Below are 18,094 nucleotides of genomic sequence, written 5' to 3'. Positions count from 1 at the left end.
CATGCCGTGCCACAGCTACATTGCCGACGTGTGTCAGACCAGATCGGTTTCGCCTCAGCGATGTCCCCAGGGCGCGGGCGGCGGCGGAACCGGTCTCGTCAGGTCGAACTCCACCTGGAACAGCCGGCCTGGCCGCGACAGCTCATAGGTGAAGCTCTTCCCCGGTTCCACCTCCATCGCCCAGACATTGGTCAGCGATACATTGAGGCCCTCGCGGCCGAACATCTCCTTGGAGAAGTCGTCCACCGAGAAATCCTGGCGGTTCGCCGTCCCTTCGGCGGCCGTGTCGCCGCCATACTGGGTGACCTTGTCCTCGCTTCCGTCCTCGTGCCGGTGGTCGTGCTTCAGGCGAAGGCCGTCCTCCGTGCGGGTCAGCACCCAGGTGCGCGACCGGTCCTCACCCACATGGAAGGGAATCCTGATCTGGTCCGGGCCGCACTCCCGCACATGCATGACCAGCGTCTTGCCCTCGAACGGGTCGTTGGCGCTGGCAGGCTGGTTCGCGGCGATCCGCCCCTCATAGGCCTGCCCGCACAGGGGCCGTAGCGCATCCAGGAAATCGTCCGCCGGCGCGGCCTGCGCCGCGGCGGCAATCAACGCCAATGATGCGGCAAGAGGCAGTCGCATGGAAACGCCGCAACGGCGGTCTGGTCGGCCCATTCCTCAGCCCGCCTTCTTCTCGGCCAGTTCATCCAGCAAGGCCTTGCGGGACAGCTTGCCGACCATGGTCTTGGGCAGTTCGTCGCGGAACTCGAACTGCTTCGGCATCTCGATGGGGCTGAGCTTGTCCTTGAGGAAGCCCTTCAACTCCTCCGGCGTCGGCGCGTATCCGTCGCGCAGTTTGACGTAAGCCTTCACCGTCTGTCCGCGATAGGGGTCCGGCACGCCCAGCACGATGCACTCCGCCACGCCCGGATGCTGATACAGCGCCTCCTCCACATTGCGCGGATAGACGTTGTAACCGCCGGCCAGGATCATGTCCTTGATCCGGTCCACGATGAAGGTGAAACCGTCCTCGTCCATGAAGCCGACATCGCCGGTGTGCAGCCGGCCATCAAGCAGCGTGTCCGCCGTTTCCTGCGGACGCTTCCAGTATCCTTTCATGACCTGCGGCCCGCGGATGCAGATCTCGCCGCGTTCGCCCTGGGGCACCGGCTTGGTCCGGTCCTCCAGGCTCATGATCTCGATCATGGTGCCGGGCACAGGAAGGCCGATGGAACCCGGCTTGCTGGTGCCGTGCACCGGGTTGACCGTGGCGACGGGGGAGCTTTCGGACAGGCCGTAACCCTCCACCAGCTTGCAGCCGGTGACCTTCTCGAACTGGGCCTTCACCTCCACCGGCAACGGCGCCCCGCCGGAGATGCAGAACTTGATGGAGGAGAGATCGTACTTCTCCCGCTCCTTGTGATTGTTGATGGCGGTGTAGATGGTGGGGACCGCCGGGAACAGGCTGGGCTTCTTCTTGTGGATGGTCTGCATGACCTGATCCAGCTCGAAGCGCGGCAGCAGCACGATCTCCGCCCCCTTCAGCAGGGGCCAGTTCATCACCGATGTCATCGCGAAGACATGGAACAGGGGCAGCACGCCCAGCATGCGCTCCTTGCCCTCCTCCGCATCCGGGAACCACAGGGCCGCCTGCATGGTGTTGGCGTACAGATTCCCGTGGGTCAGCATGGCGCCCTTCGGGACGCCGGTGGTGCCGCCGGTATACTGCAGAACCGCCACATCCTCGACCGGATCAACCGTCACGGATGCCGGGCGGCCGTCATTGGCGATGATCTGCTTGAACGGCTTCACATGGGCGGAGACCACGCTCGTATCCGCCAGTTCCTTCCGCTTCACCAGCGGGAACAGAAAGTTCTTCGGAAAGGGCAGTATGCCGGCCATGGGGCAGGCGATGATGGTGCGCAACCGCGTGCGCCCGATCATCTTCGCCAGCTTGTCGAAGGTGACCTTCAGGTCCAGCGTGACCATCATCTCGGTCTCGCTGTCCTCGATCATCTGCTCGATCTCCCGCTCTGCATAAAGCGGGTTGAAGTTCACGACGGTGCCGCCGGCCTTCAGGATGCCGTAGAAGAACAGTACCGCATAAGGCGTGTTCGGCAGGAACAACCCGACCCTGTCGCCCTTCCGGACGCCCATGTCCTGCAGGCCCTTGGCAATCCGGTCCACCAGCCCGCCGACCTCGGCATAGCTGTACTTCTTGTCGAGGAAATCGATGCAGGGCCGGGTCGCGAACTTCGCTACGGCGCCGTCGAACATGTCGACCATGGAACGTTGCGGAATCGGCACGTCCCAGGTCACGCCGGGGGGATAGCTCCTCTCCCAAGGATGCGTCACCGAGCGTGCCATGTCCGGACGAGCAGCCGTGTCGGCCATTCCCCCCTCCCCACCTGTTTTCGTGTTTGGGGTACGGTCCACACGGCCGACCCGTCATCCGATCTATATCGGCGACCACGCCAATATTCTCAAGAGTTTCGTAGCCTTGGCGGAAGACTTCGCAAGCACCGGTCCACCTGGGCGGGCAACATCCTGCTGGTCAGAGCTTCAAGATTGTGCAATTCTTTCTTCCCGACTCGGGGGCAGGTCGTCGGACATGTCTGACGCCTGGAGTCAGTGGGCACCCGGCCATGGGGATCGATCACGGGGGAAATGCCGTGTCGCGGGATGATTTCTCTTACGCGCCCAGCATGGGCGACACGCTGCCCGGCCTGGCCCGGGTAAAATGGTTCAACGCCGTCAAGGGATTCGGGTTCGTATCGCCGGACGATGGCGGTCAGGACGCCTTCCTGCATGCCAGCGTTTTAAGCCGGGCCGGAGTGGCCGAGGTGCCGGAGGGGGCGGAGATGATCTGCGTGATCGGTCCCGGCCCCAAGGGTCCGCAGGTGCTCCGCATCCTGGAGGTGAAGGGCGGCGTGTCCGCCCCGACCGGACGACATGAACGCCCCGCCTTCGAGATGCCCGGCGGCCCGGAGACGGAGCTGGTGGGCACCGTCAAATGGTTCAAGACCGACAAGGGCTTCGGCTTCGTCCTCGCCGACGATGGGGAGAAGGACGTGTTCGTCCACATGAACACGCTCCGCCGCTGCGGTCTGGGCCCGCTGGAAAGCGACCAGCGCGTGCTCATGAAGGTCGTCGCCAGCGCCAAGGGCCGCGAGGCCACATGGGTGGAGCTGGCGTAGAGCGGAACTCCGTGTCGAGAGTTCCGCCCCGAGATCACGACCCTTCCGGCGCCGGCCTTGCCGGCGGCTCGCCATCGCCCATGGCCAGATGCTTGCCCCGCATCTCATCCGCCACCGTACCCTCCCAGAGCTTCACGCCGGAGGCGTAGGCCGCCCGCCCGATCATGTGGGAGCCGATCGGTGCGGTGATGAAAAGGAAGGCGATGGCGGCCAGGCAGCGCGCCACGATGCTGACCTCCGCGAAGTAGAGCGCGACGCCCAGCAGGATCATGCCCGACCCCAACGTGCCGGCCTTGGAGCTGGCATGCATCCGGATCAGCACGTCCTGCATGCGCACGATCCCCAATGCAGCGACGAAGCAGAAGAATGCCCCGGCCAGCAGCAGCACGCCGGCGATGATCTGCACGATATCAGTCAGCATCATGATCGGGCCCCCGGTCCAAGCCGCGCTGCTCCACGAAGCGGGCATAGGCCACCGTGCCGAAGAAGGCGACGAGCGCCAGCGCGATGGCCGCGTCCACATAGACCGGCTGGCGGTCATAGACGGCGTAAAGTGAGATGAAGGCCACGGCCAGCAGGCCGAACAGGTCCACGGCCACGATACGGTCGGGCAGCGTCGGCCCGCGCAGCAGGCGGATCACCGCCAGCACGAAGGAGACCAGCATCACCACCATGGCGATGTGGACCGACCAGTAGAGGAACGGGATCATCTCGGTCATCGCAGCCACTCCAGGATCCGGCGCTCCATCGTCTCCTTGGTCTCCCGCTTCACCGCCTCGGGGTCCTCGGCGAAGTTGGCATGGATGTAGAGGACGGAACGGTCGGGGGACACGTCCAGGGACAGCGTGCCCGGCGTCAGCGTGATGCAGCAGGCCAGCAGCGTGATCTCCACGTCCGTCTTGGCGTCCAGCGGCATGGCGACCACGGCCGGCCGGTTCCCCATGTTGGGCGACAGCACCGAGGTCGCCACCTTGACGGAAGACACCCACAGCTCCTTCAGGAACCAGAAGAAGAAGCCAACGCCACCCCACAACCTCTTGAAATAGGGATCATCCGGCCAGACCGGCTTGGCCAGCCACAGGACCAGATGCCCCAGTACGAACCCGACCACCAGCCCGGTCAGGCTGAAATCGCCATTTACCGCCATCCATGAGAAGGCCAGCAACAGGTTCAGCGCGAACAGTTTCATGGCCGTGCTCCCAGGACCGCTTCGATATAGGGCGCGGGGTTCAACAGCTCCGCCGACGCGGCCTGGGCGATCGCCATGACGGGCTGGGCGTTCAGGCCGATGATGACGGTGATGGCTGAAAGCACCACCAGCGGCGCCACCATGGCCGCCCGCTTTAGCCCGCCGATGGCGGCAGTGCCGGGGATGTCGCCTTGCGGATTGGGCTTCAGCACCATCTCCGCCCAGATGCGCCCGACCAGCCACATGGTCAGCAGCCCGACGATCAGGGAGATGGCGGCGATCCAGTAGGCCTCCGCCTGCAGGCTCGCCTGCAGCAGCACCAGCTTGGACCAGAAGCCCGACAGGGGCGGGAACCCGGCGAGCGAGGCCAGCGGCACAAACATCACCACCGCCAGCAGCGGAGCCGCCTTGAACAGGCCGCCCATGCTCTTGAGTTCGGTGCTGCCCGTCAGCTTCCGGGCGAGGCCGGCGCCAAGGAACAGGTTCGTCTTCACCACGATGTCATGCACTAGGTAGAAGATCGCCCCCATGATCGCCAGCGGCGTGTAGAGCGCGATGCCCATGACCATGTAGCCGATATGCGCCACCACCTGCCATGAGAAGGCACGGCGCAGGTCGGTCACGGCCAGTGACCCGATGACGCCCGACACCATGGTCAGGCCGGCGATCCACAGCATCAGCCCGTGGGTGAAGCCGACATCGTGCACGAAGATCAGGGTGAAGGTGCGCAGCAGGGCGTAGACGCCGACCTTGGTCAGCAGCCCGGCGAAGATCGCCTGCACTGCCACGGCCGGCGTGTGATAGCTGGCCGGGAGCCAGAAGAAGAGCGGGAACACCGCCGCCTTCATGCCGAAGGCGATGATGAACAGGACCGCCACTGTGGTCACCGTGGCCGGCGCATCCACCTCCCGCAGCCGCACCGCCATGTCGGCCATGTTGAGGGTGCCGACCATGCCGTAGAGCAGCGCCACCGCGAGCAGGAAGGCGGCCGTGGCGATCAGGTTCAGGCCGACATACTTCACCGCGCCGTCGATCTGCTCCTTCGTGCCGCCGAGGCTGAGCAGGACGAAGGAGCTGATCAGCATCGCCTCGAACCAGACATACATGTTGAACAGGTCGCCGGTGATGAAGGAGCCGCAGACGCCGATCATCAGCGCATGGAATACCGGATGGAATCCGCCCCGCTCCCGCACCGGGTCGATGTCGCCCAGCGAATAGACGGCGACGGCCAGCGCCATCACGGCGGCGATCAACACCATCACCGCCGCCAGATGGTCCGCCACCAGCGTGATGCCGAAGGGCGCCGGCCAGTTGGACATCTGGACGACCTGGATGCCCTGCGAGGTCACGGCGGAAAGCAGGAAGCTGGCCGCCAGCACCAGGGCCACGGCCCCGGTCAGGGAGATGACGCGCTGCAGCCGGACATGGCTCCACGCCAGGGCGCAGAGGGCGGCGGTGCTGAGCGGGATCAGGATCGGGGAGGCAATCAGCCAGTTCATGGGGTGGCCCTCTCGGCCGGAGCGCCGGCGACGGTTTCGCCGCCCTCCTCCGGCTCGGCCACGCGCATCCGGTCGCTGTCCAGCGTGCCAAGCTCCTGATAGGCGCGGTAGACCAGCACCAGCGCGAAGGCCAGCAGGCCGAAGCCGATGACGATGGCCGTCAGGATCAGCGCCTGCGGCAGCGGATTCGAATAGGGCACCGCCAGCACCTTGTCATGGGCCGCGATCAGCGGCGGCTCTCCCAGGGAAAGCCCGCCCAGCAGGAAGATCGCCAGATTGACGGCGTTTGAAATCAGGATCACGCCGAACACCATGCGGAGCACGTTCGGGGACATGAGCATGTAGACGCTGCCGGCGACCAGCACGCCGACGGTAATCGCCAAGATGGTTTCCATCCGCTCAGTCCTCTTCCATCAGGGCCAGCACCATGGCGATCAGCCCCCCCACTACGACCAGATAGACGCCGATATCGAACAGCACCGGCGTGCCGAGGGCGAAGCCGTTCGGGAACTCGACCCAGCGGCCGGTCATGAACGGGTCCGGCCCGCCTTCCCCGAACAGCGCGAACAGGCCGGAGATGATGGCAGCGACCAGCCCGCATGCCAGGATGGTCCGCGGGTCCGCCGGAAGCAGCCGCCGCACGGCGTCCGCCCCGAACGCCGCCCCGTGCAGGGCGAAGGCGGTGGCGGCGATCAGGCCGCCGATGAAGCCGCCGCCCGGCTCGTTGTGGCCGCGCCACAGGATGAAGATGGAAAAGAGCAGCATCAGCACGGTGATGAGCCGCGTGCCCGTCTGCAGGATGAGAGAGTGCATCAGTCGGCTCCCCCTTGGACCTTTCTGGACAGCCGGGCTTTCAGCAGGGCGAAGACGCCAAGGCCGGCGACGGCCACGACGGTGATCTCACCCAGCGTATCGAACCCGCGGAAATCCACCAGGATGACATTGACCACGTTGCGGCCGTGGGCATCCACATAGCTCCGCGCGGCGAAGAATTCGGACAGGTCCAGCGGCTGCTCGATGGCCGAGACGGCCAGCAGGATCGAAGTGACGATGGCGCCCAGAGCTATGGAGACAGCGCCGTTGCGCAGCCGTACCCAGTTGGACAGCTGCTCGCGTTTCTTGAAAGGCGGCAGACGCGCCAGGACCAGCACGATGATGATGACGGTCAGCGTCTCGACCATGAGCTGGGTGATGCCGACATCGGGCGCGCCATAGACCAGGAACAGCAGGGCGATGGCGAGACCGACAACCGACAGGGCGGTGATCGCCTGCAGCCGGGAGGTGGCCGCGACGGCCCCGATCGTCCCGATCACCATCAACGCGGCCAGGAACCAGCCCAGATAGCTGGCTTCGATGCTCCCGATCCCGATCGGAAGCCCACCCTTCAGCAGGATGGTCCCGCCCAGCAGCACGGTGATGCTGAGGAAGGTCAGGAACATGTAGGTGCGCAGATACCCCGGCTGCATGCGCCGGGTGACGACGGTGAACACGGCGTCCAGGCCGGCCAGGATATGATCCCAGGCGGCGTCCACATTGATGCGGCTGACCCGCGCCAGCCCGTCCAGGGCGGACTTGACCCGTCCCAATGCCAGGAACAGCACCACGCCGAGGGCGACAGTGATGACCGACAGGCCCAGCGCCGGGGTGATGCCGTGCCAGAGATGCAGGTCTAGCACCGTATCGATGCCGGTCACCGCCGTGGTCACCGCGCCCAGCAGATTGGCACCCGGAATGCCGCTGAACAGGCCGAACAGCAGGCCCAGCCCGGCCAGGGCCGCCGGCCCCAGCAGCAGCGCGATTCCGCTCTCATGCGCATGGTCGGCCGCCGGGCTGGGCCGTCCCATGAAGGGCTTCCAGAACACCAGCCCCGCCGCCCCCAGCATGGTGGCATTGGCCAGGATCATCGAGATGGTGACGATGATGCCGAAGGACCCCGCCTCCAGCATGCCCTCATACATCACCTCCTTGCCGATGAACCCGAAGAAGGGCGGCAGGCCGGCCATGGACAGGGATGCCAGGGCGATGATCACGCCGGTGACCTTCATCTTGCCCCAGAGGCCCGACAGCTCCCGCACGTCGCGCGTGCCGCTGCCGTGATCGACGGAACCGGCGGCCATGAAGAGCGCGCCCTTGTAGAGGGCATGGGCCAGCAGGAAGACGCCGAAGGCCTGGAACGCATAGGGCGTGCCCAGCCCCACGAGCATGACCAGCGTTCCCAGCGCGAACAGGGTCGTGTAGGCCAGGATCTTCTTCATATCGACGGAGCGCAGGGCCATGTACCCGCCCCACAGCGCCGTCACCGTCCCGAATCCCACCAGCGTGTAGAACCAGACGTCGGTGCCGCCCATGGTCGGGTTCAGCCGCGCCACCAGATAAACGCCGGCCTTCACCATGGTGGCGGAGTGCAGATAGGCGCTGACCGGCGTCGGCGCGTCCATGGCGTTGGGAAGCCAGAAGTGGAACGGCACCTGTGCCGACTTGGTGAATGCTCCCAGCAGCAGCAAAGCCAGGATCGGCAGGTACAGCGCGTGCTGCCGCAGATCGACCCCCGACGCCTCGATCTCGGTCAGGCGGAAGCTGCCCGCCGTCTGCCCCAGCAGCACCAGGCCGCCCAGCAACGCCAGACCGCCCGAGGCGGTGACCAGCAGTGCCTGCACCGCGGAACGGCGGGAGGACGGGTCCTCATGGTTGAAGCTGATCAGCATGAAGCTGGTGATGGAGGTCAGCTCCCAGAAGACGAACAGGCTGACCACATCGTCCGCCAGCACCAGCCCCAGCATCGAGGCCATGAAGGCGATGATGAAGAGATAGAATCGGCCCTGATGCACATGCCCGTGCAGGTAACCGCCGGCATAGATGACGATGAACGTGCCGATCCCTGTGATCAGCAGCGCGAACATCAGCGCCAGCCCGTCCAACCGGAAGGCCAGCTCGACCCCCAGCGACGGTATCCAGGGAATCACCTGGATCACCGCCTGCTCCCCATGGCCGGAGCCGATAGCCCCCACCTCGGGCAGCTGCATGGCGAACCACGCGGTCACGGCCGCCGGCACAAGCGCCAGCACCCAGTGCGACTGGTGCGGCAGGAACCGGTGCACCGTGGGCGCCACGGCGGCCAGCAGGAAGATCGCCAGCACGGCGGTCAGCATCCGCTTGCTCTCCCTCGTTCAACATGCCCAGCACCGCCCGCCCGGGCCCCGGCGGCAGGCCGGAGCGGTCGGTAGCGGGTAAGGACCTTCAGGACTCGGCCCCGGCAACTGGAAAACCTCGGAAACGCGCCGCAGGCACGCTCCCGAAGCGAAAGGATGCGGAATCGTCGGTCGGATACCCTGCCGCCAATCCCGCGTGATATTTCGCGTATATGGGACACAGGCCCGAACCTGCAACCCAAATCGAGCATCCACTCTGCCGACTAAAGCCCTAGTCCAGATAGGGTTTTCATCTGCAAAGGATTCGTCCGGCAAGGGGCGGGCACTGTGCGCCGCCACAGGATTGCCATATGGCGGCACAGCGGATTGCGGATTGTCCATCAGGTCCGAATCGGAAACTCAGACCGGAATGCCCAGGCCCGTCCGAAGTCCGGGAAGAGCCTGGATCGCCAGATACAGGCCGTAGAGGGACAGGAACAAGGCCCCGTGCCAGCGGGCGACCCTGCCCGACACGGCTACGAACAGCACCAGAAGCAGTGCGCTGCCCAGCAGCACCCAGATATCGAACAGGATGATCTCGTCCGGCACCCGTAGCGGCAGGATCAGCGCCGTGATGCCCAGGATGGCCAGGACGTTGTAGATGTTGGACCCGACGACATTGCCGAAGGCCACGTCCTCCTGCCGGCGGAGCGCTGCCGTTACCGTCGTCGCCAGCTCCGGCAGGGAGGTGCCGACCGCAACCAGGGTTAGCCCGATCACCGCGTCCGATACGCCCAGCGCGAGGGCCAGCACGATGGCCCCGTTCACCAGAAGGTCCGCCCCGTAGACCACGGCCGCCAGCCCGCCGACGGTAAGCAGGATTCCGATCCAGAGGGATGTCGGGGCCGGCGCATGGGCATCGATCTTGTGGTCCGCCTCCTCCGCCCTGTCGTCGCCGGATTCGCGTTCCGTGAAGTAGGTCCATATGATGTAGGCGATCAGCGCCGCCACGAAGATTCCGCCGACGAGCTGGCCCAGGTGCCCGAACATGACCACGCCCACGGCGGCCAGGGAGACGGCGATCAGCATGCCGCCGTCTCGCTGGAACGATTTCCGCTCCACCGGCACCGGCAGAAGCAACGCCGCCACGCCCAGGATCAGCAGGATATTCGCGATGTTCGACCCGACCACGTTGCCGACCGCGATGCCCGGCGATCCGGCCAGTGCTGCCTGGATGCTGGTCACCAGTTCGGGCGCGGAGGTACCGAAGCCCACCAGCGTCAGGCCGATCATCAGCGTGGACACGCCCATCCTCTTGGCCACCGCCACTGACCCGCGGACAAGGAACTCTCCGCCGGCCAGGAGGAGGACGAGGCCGATCGCGATTTCAAGATAGGGCATGAGCAGGCCGTGACGCTTTGGAAGGGAACGAAGGCGGGCATGCCGGCCGGCAGCCGGGCACGGGATTGCCCTGGTTCAGGCGCGATCCACAACCAGCAACCCATGAACGCGCTCAAGGTTGCCGGACCGGTCGATGAGGGGGCGAGATTGCGCCGTCCGTAGCAGGTCCCGGACGCGCAGGTCGGTCACGCACCGCACCGCCGGCACACATGAAGGACCATGAGCCCCGCCCATAAACAGCAGCATCTACTCTCATCGATTGGTGTAGTCTGTTTGGATGGGACAGACCTTCGACCTGACCGGCATCGCCCTTGTCACCACCGTGGCCCTGGTCTGCGGGCTGGTGCTTTCACGCCTGCGCCAACCGGCTATCGTCGGCTATATCGTCGCCGGCGTTGTACTTGGGCCGACGGGATTCGGGCTGGTATCCGATGCCGGCCCGGTCCACACCCTGGCGGAGCTGGGCGTACTGATGCTGCTGTTCCTGGTGGGGATGGAGCTGTCGGTGCGGGCGTTCCGCGCGGTCTACCGGGTCGCGCTGCTGACGGTGCTGCTTCAGGTCACCCTGTCGCTGGCCGTGACGCTTCCGGCCGGCGAACTGCTGGGCTGGCCGGTGGAGCGGTCGATCCTGTTCGGGTTCCTGATCGCGCTGTCCGGAACCGCGGTCGCCATCAAGATGCTGGACGACATCGGGGAGTTGCGCACCGATACCGGACGGGTCACGGTGGGCGTGCTGATCGCCCAGGACCTTGCCTTCGTGCCGTTGCTGCTGCTGGCGAACGCCATGGGGCCGTCCGGCGGCGGACTCGACGCCTTCATCCTGTTGAAGCTGCTGGCCGCGGTGGCTGTTCTGGCGGGGCTGGTCTGGTTCCTGTCGGGGCGGGAGCGGGTGCGCGTTCCCCACGGAGAATGGTTCCGCCGCAATCTGGACGTGGTGCCGCTGGCGGCGCTGGCCTTCTGCTTCAGCCTTGCCAGCGCCACCGGCCTGATCGGGCTGTCCACCGCCTTCGGCGCCTTCATCGCCGGCTTCATCCTGGGCAACAGCAACGGCCGCGCCATCGCCATCCGCGCCACCCAGCCGATCCAGGCTGTGCTTGTGGTGGTGTTCTTCCTCTCCATCGGGCTGCTGATCGATCTCGGCTACATCTGGGCCAATCTGGGGGAGGTGCTGTTGTTCCTGCTGGTCGTGACGCTGATCAAGACCGCCATCAACATCGGGACCCTGCATCTGCTGGGAGAGCCGTGGGAGCGGGCATTTCCCGCCGGCGTCATCATGGGCAGCCTGGGGGAGTTCAGTTTCGTGCTGGGTGCCGTCGGCCTGTCCCGCGGCATCGTCGATCCAGACGGTTACCAGCTCGCCGTGACGGTGATCGCGCTGTCCTGGCTCGTCAGCCCGCTCTGGCTGGTCACCGCACGACGCTTCCACGACGTGGCCGCCAGCGGGATCGTCACCCTTCGCGCTGCCCTGGCCGAGGTCTATAGCGGGGAAATCGCGGCAGCCACCCGGCTGGGCCGCGCCCTGCTCCACGCCCTTCAGGCGCTGCGCACCCGGTTCCGGCGACGCGGAACCCGGAACCTGCCTGCACTGCCCGCACCACTCCGCGCCGGCCCTGCCGCGGCCCCCGTCACACCGTCCCGGCCCATTCCGCCACATTCCGGATCATCGCCGGACCATGGTCGGGATGGTCCGCATGCTGCGCCAGCTCCGAAAGCCGAAGAATTCCAGTAAGCAGCGCGATCCGTCGTCGGTCGAGCCTGCGCCCGGTCAGCGCCTCATATCCTGTCACGATCCGTTCCGTGAGGTCAGGGGAGATGAAGCTCGAATAGATGAATTCCTGATGCAGCGCGCCGAACCCGGAATCGGCCAAATCATAGACGCCGTTCAGCTTCTGGCCGTCATGGTCGAAGGCCATGTTCCAGCCATGCCCATCGAAGAATCCGTAAACCATGCCGTAGGGATCGGGCGGCAGCTCACGCCACTCTGCGACGGCACGGCCGGCAACGGCGCGAAGCCCGGCGGGCAGAGCCGGCAACGCCTTCTCTACAATCACATCCGGCGGCAGCCAAGCCTCCACGGAACCCGCGCCAGCCCGACGCATGATCTCCGGATCGAGTCCGTGCAGCTCGGCGTAGAAGCGCGCCAGACGTTCAGCCAGATCCCGTCGGGCCTGTTCCGTCAGCCGGTCGTACTGCTCGGTCAGCAGATGCCCGCCCCGGATCTTTTCATGGCGGGAGAACAGCGGCGGTCCGGAATGCAAGGTCAGATCCGGAACGGGCATGGAGACCGCTGGACGGACCACCGCCAGCAGCGATGCCTCCCGCATCAGCGCCCGTTCCGCCGCCTCATGGTGCGGAAACTTGAATATCAGCCGGTCATCTACATCCACCGCAGTGGAATGCCAGCCCACGCCAAGGCAGGTGAAGGTCGCGCCCGCCAGTTCCGGGAAGACGCGCAGAATCGCCTCCCGGAGCCCAGCGATTGCCGGCCCGGAGGTCACGTCCTGCCCGGGCCGCCCGCCTCTGTCGCCGGCATATTCGCTGCCGGGGCGGGCTGCTCCGTCGGGGCCGCCGCGGGAGGCGCGGCCGGTTCCGGCGGAAGGGCAGATGCGGGTGCTGCGGCAGCGGCCGGCGGACGGGGCTTGTTGGCCGGTTTCGGTGCGGTCGGCAGGTCCACGATGGTGACCTCGGCGGGCTCGGTCCGGGCGAAGCTGGTGGCGTCAACCACATCCTGCACCGTGGCGCCCGGCCAGGCGAAGCGCCCCTCCCCTGCCGCACGGACCAGATAGGCCAGCGAGAACTCAGTCGCCTGCTCGCGCTCCAGCGCCGCCACAAAGGCCTCCGGCCGGAACTCGGCATAGGTGGCGGTGGTCAGATCGCCCAGCCAGGACAGCCCGCCGGGCTGCGCCGGGCCGGCCAGCCGCACCTCCTCGATCGCCATTCCGGCCGGCAGCGGGTCAGCCACCAGAACCGGCCCGTCCAGCAGGGTCAGCGCTTTGCCCTTCAGCACCACGACCAGCAGGTCGCCCGGCTTCACCGCCGCAAGATCGACCTGCTGACCGCGGGTATTGAACAGGGTGCGGCTCAACTCGAACCCTTCCGCTACAGCCGGCGGCGGGGCCAGCGGCGTCGACAACGCGGTCAGAGAAACGGTGAGCGTCCGGTCGGCGGCATTCATCACCGGCGGCAGCGGTTCGCCGGGCGCGAAGGATAGTACCGTCAGCCCTTCGCGCTGCTCCGCCTTTCCATCGACCGACAGGCTGTATGCCCCACCCCGGCCGGCAAGCTGCGCACCCGCAGCGACCAGCCAGGCACGTTCCTGCAGGCTGGTACGGGCCGGCGGCTTCAGCATGCCGGCAAGCTGGCTTGCCTGCGCACCCAGCCGGTCCGGATCGGCCCCGCTGGCAGCAATCAGCGACAGGGCGGCGGCGCGGTCACGCAGCTCCGTCCCATAATCGCCGGCGCGTCCCCCCTCCTGCCGTTCCGCCGTGATCTGCCCAATCACCGTCCGCGCCCGGTCGGTATCGCCCAGCACCGCGAAGGCCGCCGCCACCTGCGCCTGGGCCAGCCGGTTCGGCAGCTTGGCGAAGTAGGTGTCGAAGAAATAGTTCACGGGAGCGGCATCGATGGCCTTTGCCCGCGCCGCCGTATAGAGCGCATAGGCCCGCGCCGGCAGCTCCGCCTGATGCACCCAGCTATTGCCGATGGTCCGCACCAGCCAGTCCAGCCCGCGGCGGTAACCAGCGTCGGGCACCCGGTATCCGGCTTCCCGCGCACGGGTCAGCACATCCAGGGCGAAGGGGGTCAGCCACGGATCGGTCGGCCCGTCCACCGACCAGGGCGCGAAACCGCCGTCGGCCCGCTGGCGCGCGGCCAGACGGTCCACCAGATCCTGCGCCTGTGCGCGGAACGCCCTCTCCTCCATGCCGGTCAGCGTCCGGACGAGGTTCGGCGCCTCCACCAGGGGCAGCAGTCGGCTCGCAAGCTGCTCCGTAGATGCCGCCACGGGTTTGTCGCCGGTCAGAATCTGGGCCGGCAGATCAAGATCCGACCAGAGGCCGGCCACCAGCACGCGCCGGCCATCGGCCGCCGGGGCGGGCTCGAACGCAGCACCCGGCGCCAGAACCGCGACCTGACGGCTGGCCTCGAGCGCGAAGGACGGTCGGGCGGATAATTCGATCTCGCGGACGGAGCGATAGCCTTCAGGCCCCTCCACCGTGATGCGCAACCGGCCCATTCCGTCCCCGGTGGCGGTCAAGCTGCGCATGGCCTCCACCCGGCGGCCACGGGGAATGGAGCGGAACTCCACCTTCGGCTCGCCCTCTAGGGCGAATGGTCCCTCCACTTCCAGCAGCATGCTGTAAGCACCGCGCGGCCCTGCCGAATTCTCCAGCGCCAAGGCGATCTGCGCCACGTCGCCGACGGCAATCATCTCCGGAAGCTCGGCCGTAAGCTGCACATCCTCTCGCACGTTCAGGGCGCCGGCGGCATCGCCCACCCGGTCGGCGGTCCAGGCCACCACCTCCAGCCCCAGCCGCGCCTCCGCGGCGGGCAGCGGCAGAGTCACCTCTGCCCTGCCATCCGGGCCAGCGGTCAGGACCTGCGACTGGATCGAGGCCGTCGGCGGTTCCTCCGTGCGGGAGGCCGGCCGGTCAAGCCCCGCCGCCGGTCCTGGCGCGGGTCGAGACGCCGCCTCCTGCACCGGCAGCGGGCCGTAGACGTCGCGCAGCTCCACCGACAGGTCGCGCTTTCCATGGAACCAGGCTGCCGGGTCGGAGCGGTGGCGGCGGCCTTCGGCGGCGAGCAGCCGCTCATCCACCGCCCGCACCACCAGATGCGCCGTCTCGCCTTCCGCCAGCCCGGCAATGGTGACGGGGATCGTCACCGGCTCGCCGGGGCGCGCCGTCTCCGGCGGCTGAAGCTGCACGTCCAGCCGGCGCGGCGCGGTGTCCAGCCCGATCCAGCCGATGCCGATGGCCCGCCGCGGGGCGGCGCGGCGCTGCGGATCGGCCGGCGCATAGGCGGTCGCCAGCACATAGGCGCCGGACGTCAGGTCCGCGGCCACGGGCACATCCAGGAACGCGCCCTCCGGCCCCACCTCCTGGGTCGTCGTATGGCGCACGGCGCGGTCAGCCACGGTCACCAGCACCGTGGCTTGATAGGGCGGGCGGACGAACACCCGGGCAGTGCCGCCGGGCTGATGGATGCTGTCCATCACGGCGACCTCCACCGCGTCCGGGGTCTCGCCGAACTTGGCGCTGACCCACCAGCCTGCGGAGAAGCGGACGGAACTGGCAATGCCCGTGGCCGGATCGAACACTTCCAGCCGGTACCGCCCGGCCTTCACCTGTTCCTCGATCAGGGCGGGCTCATCCGCGGCGGCATCGATACTGCCGCCGGTCAGGCGTCGATCGCGCACATTGGCGCGGTAATCCCAGCGCCCGTCCGCCTCGAACCAGTCGTATTCGTATTCTTCCTCGAACAGCTCCCAGGACAGGTCCGGACGCTCCATCCGCCGCCCGTCCGGGGCCACGGCGACCACGTCGAAGCCGACGGTGGCGCCCTCCGGCACCGCATCCCCGGCGAAGTTCGGCTTGATCCCCAGGGCAAAGGCCTGATGATCCACGGGCAGCACCAGCTCCCGCTGCACTGCACGCCCGCCGATATCGTGCAGCGTGGCGGTGATCACCGCTTCCAGCGGCTGGCTGGTCCGTGGAAGGTCGCCCAGTTCCACCGGCACGCGCGCCGTGCCGTCCGCGGTAGTGGTGAAGCCCGGCAGCGGCCGCTCCTCCCCCTTGAACGGCTCCTGCACCAGCCCGAAGCGGTAGCCTTCCAGCCCCGGCCAGGGATTCTCGGCCTCACGCAGTCGCAGCCGCATCTCCCCTGGCAGTCGGGATGCAGCTGCCCCGTGCAGATAGCGCCCGTCCACCCGCACCACAGCCTTGCCGTCGGCGGCGATGCGCGGGCGGTCGGCGGTGAGCGACAGGGTCAGGCGCGCCGGGGCCACCTCTCCCACCGTGATCTCCGTCCGGCCGATCACCGGACCACCGGCCTCCGCCCTGGCGGTCAGCAGCCATTTCCCCTCGGGCGCCGTCTCCGGCAGCGTGAAAGCCCCGGCGAATCCGCCAAGCCCCTGGTCATTCAGCTTGGTGGAGAACAGCTCCAGCCCATCCGGCCGCTGCAGCCGTACGAACAGCTCACGCCCCGGCGCTGCCACGGCGTTGGCGTCCCGCAGCAGCCCCACGACATGGATCGTGTCGCCCGGCCGGTAGGCCGCGCGCTCGGTGGACAGGAAGACGTCCAGCGCGCCGGGCAGCGTCCGCCCGCCACCGCTCCGCTGTGCCAGCTCCACCGCCGGCGCCCCGAAATCCAGCAGGGAGAAGTCCCCCTGAGGGGCGGCGGCGAACAGCGCCTGCGGCGCCTTCGGCCCCGTCGTCGCCATCCCGTCCGTGCTGAACCGGGCCAGCCCGTCCGGCCCGGTCACCGCCCGGCCCAGTTCCGCATTGTCCCGCGACACAAGCCGCAGCTCCACGCCCGGCAAGGGCTGGGCATTCTCCAGGCTGCGGGCGAAGACGAACAGGCCGTTGGCGGCGCGGAAGCTGGTCAGGCCGACGTCGGAGACGACGAACCATTGCGTCGCCCGCTGGTCCCAGGCCACCTGGGGCAGCGCCGCATCCTCCGCCACCGCGATATAGACGCCGGGCTGGAGGGAGCCGAGAACCGCATCGATGGGGAAGGGCGTTACCTGGGTGCGGTTCTTTTCCCCGCCCGTGGCGATCTCCCCCTTCCAGACGACTTCGCCCTTCTCCTCGAGCATGATGCCGACGTCGAAGTCGGTCAGTGTCTGGTTGATACGGCCGTAATAGATCTGCTCGACCAACTGGCGGTCGGCGATGCGGATCACTTGAAGCCGGGCACGGTCGATATTGACGCTGCGCAGCGGCAGCCCCTCCCCGCCGATGCGGGGCAGAATGTAGCCCTGGCCGCGGAAGGACAGCGCCGGGCGGCGGTCGGGCACGGCCAGCTCACGGGTGACCGGCTCGCCCAACGTCTCCTCGCCCACCACGCTAGGAAGGCCGGCGGCCAGGGTCACTGTGTAGCGCTGCCCATGAGCCAGCCCTTCCAGGCAGAGGTCCCGGTCGCGGACGGTCACGCTGAACTCCGCCGCCGGTTCCACCGTAAGGAACCGCTTCAGGTCCGGCTGACGCTTGCCGGGTCGGGGCAGCGGGCGGTTGAAGGTGAAGCAGGCCTGCGGCTTCTCCCGCTCCGCCGAGATGTCCACCTTGGCCAGCCCGAACGGCTGCGGCAGCGCCGACTCCGGCAGGGCGTCCACAGGCGATGCGCCCGGCGGCGGGACGGCCGCCGCGGGCGGCGTCGGATTTCCTCCAGACCCCTGATCCGGCGGCGGGGAACCCTGGGCAAGTCCCTGCCCTGGCAGGGCGAGGCTCAACGTGGCGAACAGGACGGCAGCAGAAATGCGCGGCATCAGGAGCGGGCTCAAAGGGAACCGGATGGTGGGGGAACGCGTCATGCAAGTGTCCGGACCATCGCGCAAGCGACAGTTCACGGCATTCAATTGGCAATGCGAATGTGGCACCGGTACGGCTGCGGTGAGGAACGGTGTTTCGAAGCTCCGCGCATCCTACACCAAGCCCGTTCGCACAACGAGGGCCGCTTGACCGGCCTGCCCAAACTCCG

14 protein-coding genes are annotated in these 18,094 nt (G+C 67.4%); 2 read left to right on the top strand and 12 right to left on the bottom strand.

The window, feature by feature from the left end; genetic code table 11:
- Positions 1–54: 54 nt before the first annotated feature.
- Positions 55–627 carry a hypothetical protein gene (locus DOL89_RS03750; RefSeq protein ID WP_119677936.1) on the bottom strand — a complete coding sequence of 191 codons (573 nt, stop codon included), beginning with the start codon at positions 625–627 and terminating at the stop codon, positions 55–57.
- 36 nt (positions 628–663) lie between these two features.
- The gene (locus DOL89_RS03745; RefSeq protein WP_119677935.1) at positions 664–2,379 is read right to left on the bottom strand and encodes a long-chain-fatty-acid--CoA ligase; all 1,716 of its coding nucleotides are present in this window, start codon (positions 2,377–2,379) and stop codon (positions 664–666) included.
- A 278-nt stretch (positions 2,380–2,657) separates the two neighbouring features.
- Here DOL89_RS03745 and DOL89_RS03740 point away from each other — a divergent pair, with 278 nt between their 5' ends.
- Complete coding sequence (locus tag DOL89_RS03740; RefSeq protein ID WP_225889872.1) at positions 2,658–3,182, top strand: cold-shock protein; 525 nt, start codon at positions 2,658–2,660, stop codon at positions 3,180–3,182.
- 34 nt (positions 3,183–3,216) lie between these two features.
- Here DOL89_RS03740 and mnhG read toward each other — a convergent pair whose 3' ends face one another.
- From mnhG to DOL89_RS03700, 8 genes are all read right to left on the bottom strand, one after another.
- Positions 3,217–3,606, bottom strand: coding sequence for a monovalent cation/H(+) antiporter subunit G (gene mnhG / locus DOL89_RS03735; protein WP_225889871.1), 390 nt, complete (start codon positions 3,604–3,606; stop codon positions 3,217–3,219).
- On the bottom strand, positions 3,593–3,901 hold the full coding sequence (locus DOL89_RS03730; RefSeq protein WP_119677934.1) for a monovalent cation/H+ antiporter complex subunit F: 309 nt from the start codon (positions 3,899–3,901) through the stop codon (positions 3,593–3,595). Before DOL89_RS03730 ends, mnhG begins: the two co-directional genes overlap by 14 nt.
- A complete protein-coding gene (locus DOL89_RS03725) occupies positions 3,898–4,371 on the bottom strand; it encodes a Na+/H+ antiporter subunit E (RefSeq protein WP_119677933.1) in 474 nt (157 codons plus the stop codon). Before DOL89_RS03725 ends, DOL89_RS03730 begins: the two co-directional genes overlap by 4 nt.
- Positions 4,368–5,870, bottom strand: a complete 1,503-nt coding sequence (locus DOL89_RS03720; RefSeq protein ID WP_119677932.1) for a Na+/H+ antiporter subunit D — start codon at positions 5,868–5,870, stop codon at positions 4,368–4,370. The genes DOL89_RS03725 and DOL89_RS03720 overlap by 4 nt, the downstream gene beginning before the upstream one ends.
- The gene (locus DOL89_RS03715; RefSeq protein WP_119677931.1) at positions 5,867–6,265 is read right to left on the bottom strand and encodes a Na+/H+ antiporter subunit C; all 399 of its coding nucleotides are present in this window, start codon (positions 6,263–6,265) and stop codon (positions 5,867–5,869) included. Before DOL89_RS03715 ends, DOL89_RS03720 begins: the two co-directional genes overlap by 4 nt.
- A 4-nt stretch (positions 6,266–6,269) precedes the next feature.
- Positions 6,270–6,683, bottom strand: a complete 414-nt coding sequence (locus DOL89_RS03710; RefSeq protein ID WP_119677930.1) for a Na+/H+ antiporter subunit B — start codon at positions 6,681–6,683, stop codon at positions 6,270–6,272.
- Positions 6,683–9,019, bottom strand: coding sequence for a putative monovalent cation/H+ antiporter subunit A (locus DOL89_RS03705; protein ID WP_119677929.1), 2,337 nt, complete (start codon positions 9,017–9,019; stop codon positions 6,683–6,685). The genes DOL89_RS03710 and DOL89_RS03705 overlap by 1 nt, the downstream gene beginning before the upstream one ends.
- Positions 9,020–9,418: 399 nt before the next feature.
- Positions 9,419–10,399 carry a calcium/sodium antiporter gene (locus DOL89_RS03700; RefSeq protein WP_119677928.1) on the bottom strand — a complete coding sequence of 327 codons (981 nt, stop codon included), beginning with the start codon at positions 10,397–10,399 and terminating at the stop codon, positions 9,419–9,421.
- A 277-nt stretch (positions 10,400–10,676) separates the two neighbouring features.
- On the opposite strand from DOL89_RS03700, the gene DOL89_RS03695 reads away from it, so the two are divergent.
- Entirely contained in the window at positions 10,677–12,128 is a 1,452-nt protein-coding gene (locus DOL89_RS03695) for a cation:proton antiporter (RefSeq protein ID WP_119677927.1), read from the top strand.
- Here the strand turns inward: DOL89_RS03695 and DOL89_RS03690 are convergent.
- Both DOL89_RS03690 and DOL89_RS03685 read right to left on the bottom strand, forming a co-directional pair.
- Positions 12,025–12,897 (bottom strand): phosphotransferase family protein, encoded by an 873-nt coding sequence (locus DOL89_RS03690; protein ID WP_205574632.1) that lies wholly within the window; start codon positions 12,895–12,897, stop codon positions 12,025–12,027. The two genes, DOL89_RS03695 and DOL89_RS03690, sit on opposite strands and share 104 nt — an antisense overlap.
- Positions 12,894–17,882, bottom strand: a complete 4,989-nt coding sequence (locus tag DOL89_RS03685; protein WP_162937311.1) for an alpha-2-macroglobulin family protein — start codon at positions 17,880–17,882, stop codon at positions 12,894–12,896. Before DOL89_RS03685 ends, DOL89_RS03690 begins: the two co-directional genes overlap by 4 nt.
- Between the last annotated feature and the right edge of the window lie 212 nt (positions 17,883–18,094).

This window comes from Indioceanicola profundi (genome assembly GCF_003568845.1).
GTDB classification, from domain to species: Bacteria; Pseudomonadota; Alphaproteobacteria; order Azospirillales; family Azospirillaceae; genus Indioceanicola; species Indioceanicola profundi.
This window is presented reverse-complemented; position numbering and strand designations above follow the sequence as displayed.

What these genes read in the sequence shown, in the direction of transcription:
- DOL89_RS03750 (WP_119677936.1), bottom strand. Translation starts at nt 627, where the DNA reads ATGCGACTGCCTCTTGCCGCATCATTGGCGTTGATTGCCGCCGCGGCG.
- DOL89_RS03745 (WP_119677935.1), bottom strand. Translation starts at nt 2,379, where the DNA reads ATGGCCGACACGGCTGCTCGTCCGGACATGGCACGCTCGGTGACGCAT.
- mnhG (WP_225889871.1), bottom strand. Translation starts at nt 3,606, where the DNA reads ATGATGCTGACTGATATCGTGCAGATCATCGCCGGCGTGCTGCTGCTG.
- DOL89_RS03730 (WP_119677934.1), bottom strand. Translation starts at nt 3,901, where the DNA reads ATGACCGAGATGATCCCGTTCCTCTACTGGTCGGTCCACATCGCCATG.
- DOL89_RS03725 (WP_119677933.1), bottom strand. Translation starts at nt 4,371, where the DNA reads ATGAAACTGTTCGCGCTGAACCTGTTGCTGGCCTTCTCATGGATGGCG.
- DOL89_RS03720 (WP_119677932.1), bottom strand. Translation starts at nt 5,870, where the DNA reads ATGAACTGGCTGATTGCCTCCCCGATCCTGATCCCGCTCAGCACCGCC.
- DOL89_RS03715 (WP_119677931.1), bottom strand. Translation starts at nt 6,265, where the DNA reads ATGGAAACCATCTTGGCGATTACCGTCGGCGTGCTGGTCGCCGGCAGC.
- DOL89_RS03710 (WP_119677930.1), bottom strand. Translation starts at nt 6,683, where the DNA reads ATGCACTCTCTCATCCTGCAGACGGGCACGCGGCTCATCACCGTGCTG.
- DOL89_RS03705 (WP_119677929.1), bottom strand. Translation starts at nt 9,019, where the DNA reads ATGCTGACCGCCGTGCTGGCGATCTTCCTGCTGGCCGCCGTGGCGCCC.
- DOL89_RS03700 (WP_119677928.1), bottom strand. Translation starts at nt 10,399, where the DNA reads ATGCCCTATCTTGAAATCGCGATCGGCCTCGTCCTCCTCCTGGCCGGC.
- DOL89_RS03695 (WP_119677927.1), top strand. Translation starts at nt 10,677, where the DNA reads ATGGGACAGACCTTCGACCTGACCGGCATCGCCCTTGTCACCACCGTG.
- DOL89_RS03685 (WP_162937311.1), bottom strand. Translation starts at nt 17,882, where the DNA reads ATGCCGCGCATTTCTGCTGCCGTCCTGTTCGCCACGTTGAGCCTCGCC.